This window comes from Micromonospora sp. NPDC048898, assembly GCF_043198035.1.
Taxonomy (GTDB): domain Bacteria; phylum Actinomycetota; class Actinomycetes; order Mycobacteriales; family Micromonosporaceae; genus Micromonospora.
This window is the reverse complement of record NZ_JBICUF010000035.1, coordinates 1-16,394: the sequence shown is the minus strand read 5'-3', so window position 1 is coordinate 16,394 and position 16,394 is coordinate 1. Positions and strand designations below refer to the sequence as shown.

Genomic DNA, 16,394 nt, shown 5'->3' with positions numbered 1-16,394 from the left:
GGTTGGTCCGCTTGTCGTTCTCCGCGCTTGTGTGGTTGGTTTGCTGGTGCGTTCTCCGGGCTTGTGTGGTTGGTCCGCTCGTCGCTCTCCGCGCTTGTGTGGTTGGTTTGCTGGTGCGTTCTGCGCGCTTGTGTGGTTGGTCCGCTTGTCGTTCTCCGGGCTTGTGTGGTTGGTTTGCTGGTGCGTTCTGCGCGCTTGTGTGGTTGGTCCGCTTGTCGTTCTCCGGGCTTGTGTGGTTGGTTTGCTGGTGCGTTCTGCGCGCTTGTGTGGTTGGTCCGCTTGTCGTTCTCCGGGCTCGTGTGGGTGGGGTCCGCTCGGGTGTTTCTGCCTGGCCCGTTGGTGCGGACCGCTCGTTGCTTCCGGCCCTGGTCTGCTGCTGCGTCTGCCCGTGTTCTTGCCGGGCTGGCCCGTCGGTGGTGTCCACCGTGCGCTTCCGGCGTCGATCGGCGACCCACAGGACGTGCGATCTGCCCTCCTCGCCCCTTTTGTCAGGCCGGCTGGCGCCTTCTCCAGGGCGAGGTCGAGCTGATCCACTCGGGTTTCTTGAAGTCGCGGTATCCGAGGCCCGTCGACACCCCGACTTCCTGAAACCCGAGTGGATCATGTACTGCCGCATCCGGGTGGTGTCGGGCCGCGAAGCAGAACCCGATTCTCCGAGTCGGATGAGGCGAGGCGGGGCGAGGTCGAGCGCGCCCGGGTGCAGCGGCCCGAAAAATCGGGGCGGAGCGAGTTGAGGCGGGCGAGGCGCGACCGGGGCATAGTGGCCTGCCTCCGAGTGGCGTTCACCTGGGTGCTCTTTGTGCTGCCGGCCGATGGCGGCTGCTCGTAGTCTCGGTGCGCTGGCCCGTCGGTGGTGTCCACCGTGCGCTTCCGGCGTCGATCGGCGACCCACAGGGCGTGCGATCTGCCCTCCTCGCCCCTTTTGGCAGGCCGGCTGGCGCCTTCTCCAGGGCGAGGTCGAGCTGATCCACTCGGGTTTCTTGAAGTCGCGGTATCCGAGGCCCGTCGACACCCCGACTTCCTGAAACCCGAGTGGATCATGCGCTCCGAGAGGGATGCGGCGAGGCGGAGCGAGATGCGGCGCGGAGCGGAGTGTGCGGCGTGGTTCGCCTGGGCCGGGTTCCTGGCGCTTCGGTGCTCGGCAGGCGCCGGCGTACCACCGCAGGAGCGCAACCGGCGGACGGACCGTGACCAAGGTCAGGGCTGGGGCGACCGTCCCCGGCGGAGGGATCAAGCCTGACCGCCCGGAGCCGGGGACGGTCGCCCCAGCCCCACCGCAGCCAAAGACGAGACCGCAGCCAAAGACGAGACCGCAAACGCCGGACCGCCGTACCCCCGGAGGTGCGGGGCACGGCGGTCCGGGTGGCGTGGCGCCTCAGGAACCGGGGGTGTTGCCGGCGCCCTTGGCGGTGGCCGCGAGGTAGTCGCGGTTGAGGCGGCCGATGGTGTTCAGCGGGATGCCCTTCGGGCAGGCCGGGGTGCACTCGCCGGCGTTGGTGCAGCCGCCGAAGCCGGCCTCGTCGTGTGCGTCGACCATGCCGATGACCCGGGTGTAGCGCTCCGGCTGGCCCTGCGGGAGCAGGGAGAGCTGGGTGAGCTTGGCGGCGGTGAAGAGCATGCCGGAGCCGTTGGGGCAGGCTGCCACGCAGGCGCCGCAGCCGATGCAGGCCGCCGACTCGAAGGCGGCGTCCGCGTTGGCCTTGGCGACCGGGGTGGAGTGTGCCTCGGGCGCGCTGCCGGTCGGTGCGGTGATGTAACCGCCGGCGGCGATGATCTTGTCGAAGGCACCCCGGTTGACGACCAGGTCCTTGATGACCGGGAACGCGCTGGCCCGCCACGGCTCGATGTCGATCGTCTCGCCGTCGGTGAACTGTCGCATGTGCAGCTGGCACGCGGTGGTGCCGCGCTGCGGCCCGTGCGCGTCGCCGTTGATCATCAGGCCGCACATGCCGCAGATGCCCTCGCGGCAGTCGTGGTCGAAGGCGACCGGGTCCTCGCCGGCGAGGATCAGCCGCTCGTTGAGTACGTCGAGCATCTCCAGGAAGGACATGTCCGGGGACACGTCGTCGACCGGGTAGGTCACCATCCGACCCTTGTCCTCAGGGCCCTTCTGGCGCCAGATGCGCAGGGTCAGGTTCACTTGTAGCTCCGCTGCGTGGGGTGGACGTATTCGAACTTCAGGTCTTCCTTGTGCAGCACCGAGGGTTCGCCGGTGGCGGTGAACTCCCAGGCCGCCACGTACGCGAACCGGTCGTCGTCGCGCTGCGCCTCACCGTCGGGGGTCTGGTGCTCGGCCCGGAAGTGGCCGCCGCAGGACTCCTCGCGGTGCAGGGCGTCGATGCACATCAGCTCGGCCAGTTCGAAGAAGTCGGCGACGCGGCCAGCCTTCTCCAGCGACTGGTTGAGTTCCTCGCCGGTGCCGGACACCTTGACCCGCTGCCAGAACTGCTCGCGCAGGTCGCGGATCTCGCCGATCGCCTTGCGCAGCCCGGCCTCGCTGCGTTCCATGCCGCAGTGTTCCCACATGATCTGGCCCAGCTCCCGGTGGAACGAGTCCACGGTCCGGTCGCCGTCGACGGCGAGCAGCCGCTGGATGCGGTCCTCGACGTCGGTACGGGCCTCGACGGCCGCCGGGTGACTGGCGTCGACCTTCTCCAAACCGCCCGACGCCAGGTAGTTGGCGATCGTGGTGGGCAGGACGAAGTAGCCGTCGGCGAGGCCCTGCATCAGCGCCGAGGCGCCGAGGCGGTTCGCGCCGTGGTCGGAGAAGTTCGCCTCGCCGATCACGAACAGGCCGGGGATGCTCGACTGGAGGTCGTAGTCGACCCAGAGGCCGCCCATCGTGTAGTGCACGGCGGGGTAGATGCGCATCGGCACCTCGTACGGGTCCTCGCCGGTGATCCGCTCGTACATCTCGAAGAGGTTGCCGTACTTGGCCTCGATGGCCTTACGGCCGAGCCGGCCGATCGCGTCGGCGAAGTCGAGGTAGACGCCGAGCTTGGTCGGGCCGACGCCCCGACCCTCGTCGCAGACGTTCTTCGCGGCGCGGGAGGCGATGTCGCGGGGGACCAGGTTGCCGAAGGAGGGGTAGATCCGCTCCAGGTAGTAGTCCCGCTCGTCCTCGGGAATGTCCTTCGGGCTGCGGTCGTCGCCCTTGGTCTTCGGCACCCAGACCCGGCCGTCGTTGCGCAGCGACTCGCTCATCAGGGTCAGCTTCGACTGGTGGTCGCCGGAGACCGGGATGCAGGTCGGGTGGATCTGCGTGTAGCAGGGGTTGGCGAAGTACGCGCCCTTGCGGTGCGCCCGCCAGGTGGCGGTGACGTTGCAGCCCTTGGCGTTGGTGGAGAGGTAGAACACGTTGCCGTAGCCGCCGGAGGCGAGCACCACGGCGTCGGCCATCTCGGTGCTGATCTCGCCGGTGACCAGGTCCCGGACGACGATGCCCCGGGCCTTGCCGTCGACGAGGACCAGCTCCAGCATCTCGTGCCGGGCGTTCATCTCGACGTTGCCGAGGCCGATCTGTCGCTCCAGGGCCTGGTACGCGCCGAGCAGCAGCTGCTGGCCCGTCTGACCCCGGGCGTAGAAGGTGCGCTGCACCTGGGCGCCGCCGAAGGAGCGGGTGTCCAGCAGGCCGCCGTACTCGCGGGCGAACGGCACACCCTGGGCGACGCACTGGTCGATGATGTTGACCGACACCTCGGCGAGCCGGTGCACGTTCGACTCCCGGGAACGGAAGTCGCCGCCCTTGACGGTGTCGTAGAAGAGCCGGTGTACGGAGTCGCCGTCGTTGCGGTAGTTCTTCGCCGCGTTGATGCCGCCCTGTGCCGCGATGGAGTGCGCCCGGCGCGGGCTGTCCTGGTAGCAGTAGGACTTGACGTGGTAGCCCTGCTCGGCCAGGGTCGCCGCGGCCGAGCCGCCGGCCAGGCCGGTGCCGACCACGATCACTGTCATCTTGCGGCGGTTGGCGGGGTTGACCAGCTTGGCCTCGAAGCGTCGGGTCTCCCAACGCTTCTCGACCGGGCCGGCGGGAGCCCTGGTGTCGGCGATCGGGTCGCCCTCGGTGAAGAGTTCCATGTCAGGACACCAATCCGGTGAGTACGGCGAACGGGACCACCAGGTATCCGGCGCACAGCAGCACGGCGAAGACCAGCGCGGCGGTGCGCGCCCGGCGCTCGCCGCGGGGCGTCTGCTGGCCGAGACTGCGGAACGCGCTGAACGCGCCGTGGCGCAGGTGGAAGCCCACCGCGACGATGGCGAGCGTGTAGAAGAGCGTGACGTACCAGCGCTCCGGCGCGAAGTCGGCGACGACGTTGCCGTACGGCTTGCTGGCGTCGCCGACCGGGTTGAGCGTGCCGGTGGTGAGGTCCAGCAGGTGGTAGATCACGAAGAGCAGGATGATCACGCCGCCCCAGCGCATCGTGCGGGCGGCGTAGCTGCCATTGACCTTCTTGCGGTGGGCGTACCTGACCGGGCGGGCCGCGCGGGCGCGCCGGGCCAGCACGGTGGCCGCCACGATGTGGGCGACGACCGCCACCACCAGCACGGTACGCAGGATCCACAGGAACCAGACGCCGGGCAGCAGCGGCTTGCCGATGTCGCGTAGCCAGTGCGCGTAGTGGTCGAACGAGGTTTCCCCCGTGAACACCTTCAGGTTGCCGAACATGTGCGCGATCAGGAACAGCGCCAGCAGGATGCCCGTCACCGCCATGACGGCCTTGAGGCCGACGTTCGAGCGGATGGGCGACCGAGTTTTCGTGATGACCACGGAACCGACGCTAGGAGCACTTCAATCAGTCGTCCAATGCATCAAACTCGTAGTGTTGATAGCCGTAAGCTATGTAGATGCAACTCCATCAGCTGCGGTACTTCGTTGCGGTGGCCGAAGTACGACATTTCACCCAAGCCGCCGACATCGTGGGCATCACTCAGCCTTCTCTCAGTAAGCAAATTCACGCTCTGGAGGCCGACCTCGGTGCGCCGCTGTTCGAGCGGGTACGGGGCAACATCGCCCTCACCGCGGCGGGCGAGGTGCTGCTGCCGTTGGCCACCCGCATCCTCGCCGACGTGGAGACCGCGACCCGGGAGGTGCAGGAGCTGGTCGGGCTGCGCCGGGGTCGGGTCCGGCTCGGGGCGACCCCGAGCCTGGCCACCTCGCTCGCCCCGCCGGTGCTGCGCCGGTTCCGCGACGCCCACCCCACCATCGACCTCCGGGTCGAGGAGAGCGGATCCCAGGATCTCGTCCGCGACCTGCTCCGCGGCGACCTCGACCTGGCGCTGATCATCATGCCGGCCCAGGGTGCCGACCCGGGCCTGCGCGTCGACCCGATCCTGCGGGAGAGCCTGGTGGTGGCCTCGGTGGCGGAGGTGCCGACCGCCTCGGTGACCGGGGAGCTGCGCATCACCGACCTGCGCGACCAGCCGATGGTGATGTTCCGAGAGGGGTACGACCTGCGTGACGCCACCATCCAGGCGTGCCGCGACGCGGGCTTCGAGCCGACCTTCGCGGTGGACGGAGGCGAGATGGACGCGGTGCTCAGCTTCGTCGAGGCGGGGCTCGGCATCGCGTTGGTGCCGGGCATCGTGCTGGCTCGCCGGCCGGCCGTGCGGGCCACCCCGCTGGCCCCGCCCGGGGTGCGGCGGACCATCGCGGTTGCCCGGCGCCGTGACGTCGTGCCGACCCACGCCGGCCGGGAACTCCGGCGGATCCTGCTCGACTACATCCACTCGGCGATCGACGGTGACGACCTGCCACCCGGCGTGGATCCGCTCTGATCGGGTCCGGTAATCGACCCCATGGGTTAATTCGTGCTTAAGGCGTAAATATCACGGTCGGTGCCGATCCCTGTCACCTAAGGTGGTTCCTTGCGGGCAAAAGCCCCATTCGTCTCCGTACGACTCACCGACGGCGTTCCCCGCCGGCAGGGAGGCCATCCATGAGGATCCTGGTTACCGGCGGTGCTGGCTTCATCGGATCGCATTTCGCGCGCAGTCTGCTCGACGGGCGATACGTCGGGTTCGAGCACTGCGACGTGACCGTGATCGACAAGCTGACCTACGCCAGTGACCGGGCCAACCTGCCGCTCGGGCACCCCCGCCTGACGTTCGTCCACGGGGACATCTGCGACCGACAGTTGCTCGCCGACGTGGTGCCGGGGCACGACGCCGTGGTGCACTTCGCCGCCGAGTCCCACGTCGACCGCTCCATCGACGACCCGGCGCCGTTCTTCGAGACGAACGTGATGGGTTCGCACCACCTGCTCGCCGCGTGCGCCCGCAGCGGTGTCGGCCGGGTCGTGCACGTCTCCACCGACGAGGTGTACGGCTCGATCAGCGCGGGTTCCTGGAACGAGAGCTGCGCGCTGGAGCCCAACTCCCCGTACGCGGCGTCCAAGGCCGCCAGCGACTGCGTGGTCCGGTCCTACTGGCGCACGTACGACGTGGACGTGTCGATCACCCGCTGCGCCAACAACTACGGCCCGTACCAGCACGTGGAGAAGGTCATTCCACGCTTCGTCACCAGCCTGCTCACCGGTCAGGACATCACCCTGCACGGCGACGGCAGCGCGGTGCGCGAGTGGTTGCACGTGGACGACCACTGTCGGGCCATCGCGCTGGTGCTGGCCAAGGGCCGGGCCGGCGAGGTCTACAACATCGGTGGTGACCTCGAACTCACCAACCGCGCCCTCGCCGAGCGGATCCTGCGGCTGGCCGGTGCCGGCTGGGAACGGGTCCGGCACGTGCCGGACCGCAAGGTGCAGGACCAGCGTTACTCACTGGACTATCGCAAGATCACCGAAGAGCTCGGCTTCGCGCCGCAGATCCGGTTCGTCGACGGGCTGGACGAGGTCTTCCGCTGGTACCGGGAGAACCGGGCGTGGTGGTCACCCGCCGTCGGGGAGCCCCGCGGCCCGGTGCTGACCAGCGCCGTCCGGACCGTGGCAGGCCCCCGAGGTCTCTCCGTGCACGCGCGCTGACCGCCGTGCGGGTCGCCGACCGACCGGAGTCGGTCAGCGGCCCTCGGCGTCGTCCATCGCGCGGTAGATCCGCTGTTCGGAGACGGGGTACGGGGTGCCCAGCGCCTGGGCGAACACGTTCACCCGCAACTCCTCGATCATCCAGCGGATCTGCCGTACGGCGGCCTCCTGTCGGCGGGCCGGCGGCAGTGCGGCGAGCAGGTCGTCGTACTCCTTCTGCACCACCGCGATCCGGTCCTGCTGCTGGCGGTCCCGCTGCGGATTGCCGCCGAGGCGTTCCAACCGGCGCTCGATGGCGGTCAGGTAACGCAGCAGGTCGGGCAGCCGGGCGTACCCGGTCTCGGTGATGAAACCGGCGTGCACCAGCCCGGCGAGCTGCTTGCGGATGTCGGCAAGCGCGGCCACCACGGCGAGGTTGCGGGTGGCGCCGAGCCGCTGCTCCACGGCGTACGCGGCGGCGAGCACCCGGCGGGCCCGGTCCATCACCTCGACCACGGTGTCGACCAGGTCGGCCCGGACCTTCTCCCGCAGCGCCGCGAACCCGTCGGCGTCCCAGGCCGGCCCGCCGGCCGCACCGATCAGCCGGTCGATGGCCGCGCCGGCCGCGTCCTCGATCAGCTCCTGCACGCCGCCGTGCGGGTTGCGGCTCAGCGCCAGCTTCGCCTCGTTGGTGAGCCGGCCCTGGAGGAACCGCGCCGGGGACGGCACGGTGAGCCGCAACAACCGGCGGGTGCCGGCCCAGTGTGCCGCCTCCGCCTCGGCGGGGGAGTCGAACACCTTCACCCCGACCGTCGCGCCCTCGTCGACGAGCGCCGGGTACGCGGTCACCGCGTAGCCGGCACGGACCTGCTCGATGGTCCGCGGCAGGGTGCCGATGCTCCACTCGCGCAGCCCGGTGCGGGCCACCTCCGGCGCGGCGGCCGCCACCACCTGGCGTACCTCCTGACGCAGTTGACGTTGCAGGGCCGGCAGGTCCTTGCCCTCGGCGACCGGTTTGTCGTCGTCGCCGAGGACCCGGAAGGTCACCCGCAGGTGGGCGGGCAGCTTGCCCGGCTCCCAGGCGTCGCGGGGCACTGTCACCCCGGTCATCCGGCGCAGCTCACGGGTGAGCGCGTCCAGCAGCGACGTCTCGCCGGGGGTGATCGCGGCCAGGGCGGCCCGGGCGTAGTCCGGCACCGGGACGAAGTTGCGGCGGATCGCCTTGGGCAGCGAGCGGATCAGCGCGATCACCGTCTCCTCGCGCAGCCCCGGCACCTGCCAGTCGAAGCTCTCCGCCGGCACCTGGTTGAGCAGCGGCAGCGGGATGTCCACGGTGACGCCGTCGTCGGGCGTGCCCGGCTCGAAGCGGTAGGTCAGTGGCAGGCGCACCCCGTCGGCCTGCCACTCGTCCGGGTAGTCGTCCTCGTCCACCCCAGGCCGGCCGTCGTTGACCAGCACCTCGCGGGTGAAGGTGAGCAGGTCGGGCTGCTCACGGCGGGTCTTCTTCCACCAACTGTCGAAGTGCCGGCCGGAGGACACGTCGGCGGGGATCCGCTGGTCGTAGAAGCCGAAGATGGTCTCGTCGTCGACGAGGATGTCCCGGCGTCGGGCCCGGCTCTCCAACTCCTCGATCTCGGCGAGCAACCGCTTGTTGTCCGCCCAGAACTGGTGGTGGGTCTGCCAGTCGCCCTCGACGAGGGCGTGCCGGATGAACAGCTCCCGGCTCAACACCGGATCGATCCGACCGAAGTTGACCTTGCGGGAGCTGACCAGCGGGACGCCGTACAGGGTGACCTTCTCGTAGGCCATCACCGCGGCCTGCTTCTTCTCCCAGTGTGGCTCGCTGTAGCTGCGCTTCACCAGGTGCTGTGCCAGCGGTTCGACCCACTCCGGCTCGACCCGGCCGGCGATGCGGCCCCACAGCCGGGAGGTCTCCACCAACTCGGCGGCCATCACCCAGCGCGGCGGCTTCTTGAACAGCGCCGAGCCGGGGAAGATCCCGAACTTCGCGCCCCGCGCACCCAGGTACTCGTGTTTCTGGGCGTCCTTGAGCCCGATGTGGGACAGCAGGCCGGGCAGCAGCGACTGGTGCACCTTCGGGGTGTCGATCTCCTCCGGCAGGTCCGCACCGCCACGGCGGCTCGCACCCCGGCCGGCGTCCGCGCCGTCGGCGGTGTCGCGCGCCGGTCGCCCACCACGCCGGTCACCCTCCTGCTGCGGGGTACGCAGCACCTGGCGCAACTGGCCGACGATGTCCTGCCACTCGCGGATGCGCAGGTAGTTCAGGTACTCCGCCTTGCACATCCGGCGGAACGCGCTGGAGGACAGCTCCCGTTGCTGCTCGCGCAGGTAGCGCCACAGGTTGAGGTAGGCGACGAAGTCCGACTCCTTGTCGGCGAACCGGGCGTGCGCCTGGTCGGCCTGGGCCTGCTTCTCCGCCGGCCGCTCGCGCGGGTCCTGGATGGAGAGCGCGGCGGCGATCACCAGCACCTCGGTGGCGCAGCCGTTGCGTTCACCCTCGACCACCATCCGGGCCAGCCGCGGGTCGACCGGCAACTGGGCCAGCCGCCGGCCCAGCGCGGTGAGCCGCTTCGCCGGGTCCGCCTCGGCCGGGTCCAACGCGCCCAGCTCGTGCAGCAGGTTGACGCCGTCGCTGATGTTGCGCTTGTCCGGTGGGTCGATGAACGGGAACGCGGCGAGGTCGCCGAGCCCGATCGCGGTCATCTGGAGGATGACCGACGCGAGGTTGGTGCGCAGGATCTCCGGGTCGGTGAACTCGGGGCGGGACAGGAAGTCCTGCTCGTCGTAGAGGCGGATGCAGATGCCGTCGGAGGTACGGCCGCAGCGGCCCTTGCGCTGGTTGGCCGACGCCTGGGAGACCGGCTCGATCGGCAGCCGCTGCACCTTGAGCCGGCTGGAGTAGCGGGAGATGCGGGCGGTGCCCGGGTCCACCACGTACTTGATGCCGGGCACCGTCAGCGAGGTCTCCGCGACGTTCGTGGCGAGCACCACCCGGCGGGAGCTGTGCGCGGCGAAGACGCGGTGCTGCTCGGCGCTGGACAGCCGCGCGTACAGCGGCAGGATCTCGGTGCCGAGCAGCGAGCGCTTGGTCTGCACCAGCTTGCCGAGCGCGTCGGCGGTGTCCCGGATCTCCCGCTCGCCGCTGAGGAAGACCAGGATGTCGCCGGGGCCCTCGGCGGCCAACTCCTCGACGGCGTCGCCGATCGCCTGGATCTGGTCACGGACGGTCTCCTCGTCGCCGTCGCCGTCCTCCTCGCCCTCGGCGAGTTCGAGCAGCGGCCGGTAGCGCACCTCCACCGGGTAGGTGCGGCCGGAGACCTCGACCACCGGCGCGGGTACGCCGTCCGGCTCGTCGGCCGTGGGTGGCCCGGCGAAGTGCCGGGCGAACCGGTCGGTCTCGATGGTCGCCGAGGTGATGATCACCTTGAGGTCGGGTCGGCGGGGCAGCAGCTCCCGCAGGTAGCCGAGGATGAAGTCGATGTTGAGGCTGCGCTCGTGCGCCTCGTCGATGATCAATGTGTCGTACTGGCGCAGCATCCGGTCGGTCTGCAACTCGGCCAGCAGGATGCCGTCGGTCATCAACTTGACCAGGCTGCGCTCGCTGACCTGGTCGGTGAAGCGCACCTTGTAGCCGACCACGTCGCCCAACTCGGTGCCCAGCTCGTCGGCGATCCGGTCGGCCACCGTGCGGGCGGCCAACCGCCGGGGCTGGGTGTGCCCGATCAGGCCGTGCACACCGCGCCCCAGCTCCAGGCAGATCTTGGGGATCTGGGTGGTCTTGCCGGAGCCGGTCTCGCCCGCCACGATCACCACCTGGTGGTCGCGGATGGCGGCGGCGATGTCGTCCTTGCGCTCACTGACCGGCAGACCCACCGGGTACGTGATCACGGGCACCGCCGCCTGGCGGGCGGCGAGCCGCTGCTCGGCCCGGACCAGGTCGGCGGTGATCTCGGTCAGCGCCGCCTCCCGCCGCTGCGGGTCGCGCAGCTTGCGGGCACCGTCGAGGCGCCGCTGGAGCCGGCGCTGGTCGCGGAACATCAGAGGAGTCAGGCGGCGGTGCAGCTCGCGAACCGGGTCGGTCGCGACGGAGGCGGTTGGATTCTGCATGTCGTGCCCAAGGATAGGCAGCCCGGCGGCATACCGCCCCTGGGTTACCGAGCGGCCGGCTCTCCGGAGGCCACCTCCCGTCCCTTGACGGCCACGAGCGGGCCCTAGAGTTGGCGGCCGACGTCGAGCGCTGGGGGAGCCGGATGGAGATGCGCGACACCGACCGCGCGTTGGTGCAGGCCGCCACGGCGGTCTCCAAGCTGCGCTGCCGCAGCCAGCACCACACTGTCGCGTCGGCGGCCCGGACCGCGGACGGGCGGGTCTTCACCGGCGTGAACGTCCAGCACGCCACCGGCGGGGCCTGTGCCGAACTTGTCGTGATCGGCACGGCCGCCACCCAGGGTGTCACCGCGCTGGAGACGATCGTCACGGTCGCCGACCGTGGGCGCGAGGTCGTCGCGCCCTGTGACCGGTGCCGGCAGGTGCTGCGGGACTACTTCCCGGAACTGCGGGTGATCGTCGGCCCGATGGACGCCCTGCGGGTGGTCCCGCTCGGGGAGTTGCCGGCGGAGACCGGGAGCGGCTCGGCCGCCTGACCGGGCCCGGCGTCAGTCCCCGGAGGCCGCCTCCAGCATCGACTGCGGCACCGGCACGCCCTCGAACCGCAGGGTGCCCTCCGGGAGCAGCCACGACGTGACCCGTGCGACCAGGCGACCGGCCCGCACGGCGGGATCGTTGGCGAACAGCGCGCGTGCCTCGTCCGGGGCGATGGACAGCACCACGAAACCCCGCAGCTGCTCGTCGTCGGGGTGCAGGAACGGGCCGGCCGCGAGCACCAGCCCCTGCCGAACGAGGCCCGCCTGGTGGGCCAGGTGCGCGTCCCGCAACCGGTCGATCGCGTCCTGCGGCAGCTCCGGCGGATCCGACGGCCGGGTCAGCAGGACGACCGTGTGCTGGTCGAATCGCATGAGCCCACCCTAGGCGCGCGGCCTCCTTCGCGCGGGCGTCTGCCCTGCTCAGCCTGTCGCGGATCGACAAGCGCCAGTTAGGTGGCCCTCCACTGAGCGGCTAAGGTAAGGCGTACCTAAGCGCGAACATGCAGGAGACTCGTGACCACCCTCGCCACCCGGCCGCTCCCGGCCCGCAACCGGTCCGGCACCCGCACCGGCCGCCGGGTGGCCGTCACCGTCGGGGCCGCGCTGGTGCTGCTGCTCACCGTGCTGGCCAGCTTCGCGCTCGGCAGCCGACACCTCGGCGTCGACCAGGTCTGGCACGCGCTCGTCGCACCCGACGGCGGCGACGCCAGCACCATCGTCCGTGAGCTGCGGATGCCCCGGACCGCGCTCGGCCTCGCGGTCGGGCTCGCGCTCGCCGTCGCCGGGGTGCTGTTCCAGGCGCTCACCCGCAACCCCCTCGCCGAGCCGCGCATCCTCGGCATCAGCGCGGGCGCGTCGTTCGGGGTGGTGCTCGCCATCTCCGTCTTCGGTGTCGGCACGCTCGCCGGGTACGTCTGGTTCGGCATCGCCGGCGCGCTGATCGCCGGGCTGCTGGTCTTCGCCATCGCCACCCGGGCCCGCGAGGGCGCCAGCCCGGTCACCCTCGCGCTTGTCGGCGCGGCGCTCGACGCCAGCCTGGCCTCCGGGGTGTACGCGCTGCTCAGCATCGACGCCCGCACCTTCGAGGAGTACCGGTTCTGGGTGGTCGGCGGGCTCGCCGGCCGAGACCTGTCGGTCACCGCTCAGGTGTTGCCCTTCGTCCTCGCCGGTCTGCTGCTGGCCGCCCTGGTGGCCCGAGGTCTGGACGCGTTGGCCCTCGGCGACGACGTGGCCCGCGGCCTCGGCCACCGCATCGGCCTGGTCCGACTCGGCGGTGGCCTCGCCGCGGTGCTGCTGACCGGCGCGGCGGTGGCCGCGGCCGGACCCGTCGCCTTCGTCGGGCTGGCCGTGCCGCACCTGGCGCGTGCCCTGGTCGGCGCCGACCACCGCTGGACCCTCGCCGTCTCCGCCCTGCTCGGCCCGGCGCTGCTGCTCGCCGCCGACATCGTCGGCCGGCTCGTCGCCCCGCCCGGCGAGATACCCGCCGGGATCATCACCGCCCTGATCGGCGCGCCACTGCTGGCCGTCCTGGTCCGCCGCGCCCGGGTGGTGACCGCGTGACCCCCGCGCGCCCCTCCGACCAGGTTGCCTCCTCCAACCCGGCTGGCCTGTCCGGCCCGGATGCTTCCTCTGCCCCGGCTGGCCTGTCCGGCTCGGCTGCCCCGCCCGGCTCGGCTGGTCTCTCCGGCGCGGCGGGCGGTTCCGCGACTGCCGCCTCAGCCGGTGCCGGCCACGCCTCGCTGCCCGGGCGGTCGCTGGTGCGGGTCGGCCCGGTCAGCCTGCTGGTCCGCCGTCGTGCCGTGCTGGTGGCCGGTGTGCTGACCGTGCTGCTCCTGCTGGCCGTCGTGCTCAGCCTCTCGCTGGGCACCCCGTACGTCGCCCCGGCCGACGTGCTGCGCGCCCTCTCCGGTGCCGGCACCCCGTACGACCTCGTGGTGTTTGACCTTCGGCTGCCGCGGGTCGTGCTGGCGGCCGTCGCCGGCGCGGCCTTCGGCGTGGCGGGCACGCTGATCCAGAGCGTGGCCCGCAACCCGCTCGCCAGCCCGGACGTCATCGGCATCACCCAGGGTGCCGGCCTCGCCGCGACAGTGGCCCTGACCAGTGGGATGGCCGCGGTGCTGGTGGCGCCCACCGCGCTGGTGGGCGGGCTGCTCGCGGCGGTGCTGCTGTTCGCCCTGGGTGCCCGGCACGGGCTGGCCGCGCAGCGGTTCGTCCTCGCCGGCGTGGCGGTGGCGTTCGCCTTCCGGGCGCTGACCGAGGTGGTCATGCTCACCGCCGACCCGATCGACGGGCTGCGCGCGCAGATCTGGCTGATCGGCACCCTCGCCGGCAAAGGCTGGGCCGAGGCCGCCTGGATCGCCGGCACCCTTCTGGTGCTGCTGCCGGTGCTGGCCTGGGCCGGCTGGGCGCTGAACAGCACCGCTCTCGACGACGACACCGCCCGGGGCGTCGGGCTACGCCCGGTGGCTCGCCGGATCGGCCTGGCCGGCACCGGTGTGCTCGTCGCCGCGATGGTCACCGCCCAGGTCGGTGCCGTCGACTTCGTGGCGCTTGTCGCCCCCCAGGTGGCCCGGCGGCTGGTACGTGCCGAGCGGCCACCGCTTGTCTGCGCGGCGCTGCTCGGCGCGCTGCTGCTGGTGCTGGCGGACCTGGCCGGCCGACGACTGCTCGCCCCCACGCAGTTGCCCGCCGGTGTGCTGACCGCGGCGATCGGCGGCCCGTACCTGATCTTCCTGTTGCTGCGAGGCCGGCGGCGGTCGTCGTGACGCCCTCAAGGAGTCGTGTGATGCTCTCCACCCGCGACCTGGTCGTCGGCTACGACGAGCGGACCGTGCTCGACGGGCTCGACCTGGACCTGCCCACCGACGCGTTCACCGTGATCGTCGGGCCGAACGCGTGCGGCAAGTCCACCCTGTTGCGCACGATGGCCCGGCTGCTCAGCCCGCGCCGGGGCACGGTGTTGCTGGACGGCACCGCGATCCGCGACCTGCCCACCCGGGAGGTCGCCCGTCGGCTCGGCGTCCTGCCGCAGAGCCCACTGGTGCCCGAGGGCGTCACCGTGGCAGACCTGGTCGGTCGTGGCCGGCAGCCCTACCAGCGCTGGTGGCGGCAGTGGTCGTCGCAGGACGGCGCGGCGGTGGACGAGGCGATGGCCCTGGCCGACGTGGCCGACCTGGCCGACCGGCCGGTGGACAGCCTCTCCGGTGGTCAACGCCAGCGGGTGTGGATCGCCATGACGCTCGCCCAGGACACCGACGCCCTGCTGCTCGACGAGCCGACCACCTTCCTCGACCTGGCCCACCAGGTGGAGGTGCTGGACCTCCTGCACCGGCTGCGCGTCGAGCGGGGCCGCACCGTCGTCGCCGTGCTGCACGACCTGAACCAGGCCGCCCGGTACGCCGACCACCTGGTCGCGATGCGCGCCGGCGCGGTGGTCGCCGCCGGACCGCCTCGGGAGATCCTCACCGCCGACCTGGTCCGCGACGTCTTCGGGCTCGCCTGCGTCGTCGTGCCCTGCCCGGTGACCGGCGCGCCACTGGTGGTGCCCGCACACACCGGCGGTAACGCTCCGGCTCCCGCTGGCGCGGGTGACCCCTCTTCGTCGACGGCGTCCGTACCGGTCGCCCGACCCGTTACCGGTGGCGCGGCCAACCCGCTCTCCGGTTCGTACCCCTCGAAAGGACTCTGATGCGTCGTCTCGTCGCCGCCCTCGCCGCGGCCGTCGCCCTCGGCGTCGGACTCACCGCCTGCGGTGAGAGCGACCCGGTCGCCGGCTCCACCACCGGGGAGACCCGGGAGATCACCCACGCCATGGGCACCGCCAAGGTCCCGGCCGAGCCCAAGCGCGTCGTCGTGCTCGACACCGACAAGATCGACACGGCGCTCTCGCTGGGCATCACGCCCGTCGGCGCGGCCACCGCCGGTGAGGCGAAGAGCTGGCCGACCTACTTCGGCGCGGACAAGCTCGCCGGCATCAAGGAGGTCGGGGTGCTCGCCGAGCCCGACCTGGAGGCGATCAACGCGCTGAAGCCCGACCTCATCCTCGGCAGCAAGTTCCGCCAGGAGAAGTTCTACGACGAACTGGCCGCCATCGCACCGACCGTGTTCACCGACAAGGTGGGCATCACCTGGAAGGACAACTTCCTCCTCGACGGCAAGGCACTCGGCCGCGAGCAACAGGCCAAGGACCTGCTCGCCGCCTACGAGAAGCGGGCCAAGGAGTTCGGCGCGACCCTCGGCGACGCCGCCGCCCGCAAGGTGTCGATCGTGCGCTTCCTCCCGGGCAACATCCGGGTGTACGGCCCGGACTCGTTCTCCGGCATCGTCCTCGGCGACACCGGGCTGGGGCGCCCCGAGCGGCAGTTGCTCGCCAACAAGGAGGACAAGCGCTTCGACCTGGTCAGCCCCGAGCGGGTCAACGAGGTCGACGGTGACGTCATCTTCGTGACCGCGTACGGCGACAAGGCCGCCGCCGAGCAGACCAAGGTGGCCGGCGGCACGCTCTGGAAGGGCCTCGGCGCGGTCAGGGCCGGCAAGGCGTACTCCGTCTCCGACGAGGTCTGGATGACCGGCATCGGCGTCGGCGCCGCCAACAAGATCCTCGACGACCTGGCCAAGTACCTCCCCGCCGCCTAACGTCCCCGCGCCCCGCCCCCGCGCCAAGATCGCGCTCGATCCATGAAGTCAACGCCGTTGCGTTAGGGCTGTGATCGGCGGGTCAACCCCTGCTGAGTAGTGAGAACGGGACTCCTGATAGATCAACTTGTGTCGAGCAAGA

The 16,394-nt window shown here is 71.1% G+C and carries 12 protein-coding genes; 7 read left to right on the top strand and 5 right to left on the bottom strand.

What is annotated here, in order from left to right; genetic code table 11:
- Positions 1 to 1,375 precede the first annotated feature (1,375 nt).
- The 3 genes from ACGFIQ_RS35955 to ACGFIQ_RS35945 are packed head-to-tail and all read right to left on the bottom strand — an operon-like array spanning position 1,376 to position 4,759.
- Positions 1,376 to 2,140, bottom strand: coding sequence for a succinate dehydrogenase/fumarate reductase iron-sulfur subunit (locus tag ACGFIQ_RS35955; RefSeq protein ID WP_357245649.1), 765 nt, complete (start codon positions 2,138 to 2,140; stop codon positions 1,376 to 1,378).
- Positions 2,137 to 4,074, bottom strand: coding sequence for a fumarate reductase/succinate dehydrogenase flavoprotein subunit (locus tag ACGFIQ_RS35950; protein WP_393250759.1), 1,938 nt, complete (start codon positions 4,072 to 4,074; stop codon positions 2,137 to 2,139). The genes ACGFIQ_RS35955 and ACGFIQ_RS35950 overlap by 4 nt, the downstream gene beginning before the upstream one ends.
- 1 nt (position 4,075) lies before the next feature.
- Positions 4,076 to 4,759, bottom strand: a complete 684-nt coding sequence (locus tag ACGFIQ_RS35945) for a succinate dehydrogenase cytochrome b subunit (protein ID WP_393250761.1) — start codon at positions 4,757 to 4,759, stop codon at positions 4,076 to 4,078.
- Positions 4,760 to 4,842: 83 nt separating this feature from the next.
- On the opposite strand from ACGFIQ_RS35945, the gene ACGFIQ_RS35940 reads away from it, so the two are divergent.
- Complete coding sequence (locus tag ACGFIQ_RS35940; protein ID WP_393250757.1) at positions 4,843 to 5,772, top strand: LysR family transcriptional regulator; 930 nt, start codon at positions 4,843 to 4,845, stop codon at positions 5,770 to 5,772.
- Positions 5,773 to 5,933: 161 nt separating this feature from the next.
- Positions 5,934 to 6,974 carry a dTDP-glucose 4,6-dehydratase gene (gene rfbB, locus ACGFIQ_RS35935; RefSeq protein WP_393250755.1) on the top strand — a complete coding sequence of 347 codons (1,041 nt, stop codon included), beginning with the start codon at positions 5,934 to 5,936 and terminating at the stop codon, positions 6,972 to 6,974.
- 33 nt (positions 6,975 to 7,007) lie between these two features.
- Here the strand turns inward: rfbB and hrpA are convergent, their stop codons facing one another.
- On the bottom strand, positions 7,008 to 11,081 hold the full coding sequence (gene hrpA, locus ACGFIQ_RS35930; protein ID WP_393250753.1) for an ATP-dependent RNA helicase HrpA: 4,074 nt from the start codon (positions 11,079 to 11,081) through the stop codon (positions 7,008 to 7,010).
- A gap of 149 nt (positions 11,082 to 11,230) precedes the next feature.
- Here hrpA and ACGFIQ_RS35925 point away from each other — a divergent pair, with 149 nt between their 5' ends.
- A complete protein-coding gene (locus ACGFIQ_RS35925) occupies positions 11,231 to 11,617 on the top strand; it encodes a cytidine deaminase family protein (protein ID WP_393250751.1) in 387 nt (128 codons plus the stop codon).
- Between the two features lie 12 nt (positions 11,618 to 11,629).
- Here ACGFIQ_RS35925 and ACGFIQ_RS35920 read toward each other — a convergent pair whose 3' ends face one another.
- The gene (locus ACGFIQ_RS35920; protein WP_393250749.1) at positions 11,630 to 11,989 is read right to left on the bottom strand and encodes a YciI family protein; all 360 of its coding nucleotides are present in this window, start codon (positions 11,987 to 11,989) and stop codon (positions 11,630 to 11,632) included.
- 141 nt (positions 11,990 to 12,130) lie between these two features.
- Between ACGFIQ_RS35920 and ACGFIQ_RS35915 the strand changes: the two genes are divergently transcribed.
- The 4 genes from ACGFIQ_RS35915 to ACGFIQ_RS35900 are packed head-to-tail and all read left to right on the top strand — an operon-like array spanning position 12,131 to position 16,252.
- On the top strand, positions 12,131 to 13,177 hold the full coding sequence (locus ACGFIQ_RS35915; protein ID WP_393250747.1) for a FecCD family ABC transporter permease: 1,047 nt from the start codon (positions 12,131 to 12,133) through the stop codon (positions 13,175 to 13,177).
- Positions 13,174 to 14,382: a FecCD family ABC transporter permease gene (locus ACGFIQ_RS35910; protein WP_393250745.1), complete on the top strand. Its 1,209-nt coding sequence runs from the start codon at positions 13,174 to 13,176 to the stop codon at positions 14,380 to 14,382. The genes ACGFIQ_RS35915 and ACGFIQ_RS35910 overlap by 4 nt, the downstream gene beginning before the upstream one ends.
- A 20-nt stretch (positions 14,383 to 14,402) precedes the next feature.
- Entirely contained in the window at positions 14,403 to 15,305 is a 903-nt protein-coding gene (locus tag ACGFIQ_RS35905; RefSeq protein WP_393250742.1) for an ABC transporter ATP-binding protein, read from the top strand.
- Positions 15,305 to 16,252, top strand: coding sequence for an ABC transporter substrate-binding protein (locus ACGFIQ_RS35900; RefSeq protein WP_393250740.1), 948 nt, complete (start codon positions 15,305 to 15,307; stop codon positions 16,250 to 16,252). Before ACGFIQ_RS35905 ends, ACGFIQ_RS35900 begins: the two co-directional genes overlap by 1 nt.
- The last annotated feature ends 142 nt before the right edge of the window (positions 16,253 to 16,394 follow it).

What these genes read in the sequence shown, in the direction of transcription:
- ACGFIQ_RS35905 (WP_393250742.1), top strand. Translation starts at nt 14,403, where the DNA reads ATGCTCTCCACCCGCGACCTGGTCGTCGGCTACGACGAGCGGACCGTG.
- ACGFIQ_RS35925 (WP_393250751.1), top strand. Translation starts at nt 11,231, where the DNA reads ATGCGCGACACCGACCGCGCGTTGGTGCAGGCCGCCACGGCGGTCTCC.
- ACGFIQ_RS35940 (WP_393250757.1), top strand. Translation starts at nt 4,843, where the DNA reads ATGCAACTCCATCAGCTGCGGTACTTCGTTGCGGTGGCCGAAGTACGA.
- rfbB (WP_393250755.1), top strand. Translation starts at nt 5,934, where the DNA reads ATGAGGATCCTGGTTACCGGCGGTGCTGGCTTCATCGGATCGCATTTC.
- hrpA (WP_393250753.1), bottom strand. Translation starts at nt 11,081, where the DNA reads ATGCAGAATCCAACCGCCTCCGTCGCGACCGACCCGGTTCGCGAGCTG.
- ACGFIQ_RS35900 (WP_393250740.1), top strand. Translation starts at nt 15,305, where the DNA reads ATGCGTCGTCTCGTCGCCGCCCTCGCCGCGGCCGTCGCCCTCGGCGTC.
- ACGFIQ_RS35950 (WP_393250759.1), bottom strand. Translation starts at nt 4,074, where the DNA reads ATGGAACTCTTCACCGAGGGCGACCCGATCGCCGACACCAGGGCTCCC.
- ACGFIQ_RS35920 (WP_393250749.1), bottom strand. Translation starts at nt 11,989, where the DNA reads ATGCGATTCGACCAGCACACGGTCGTCCTGCTGACCCGGCCGTCGGAT.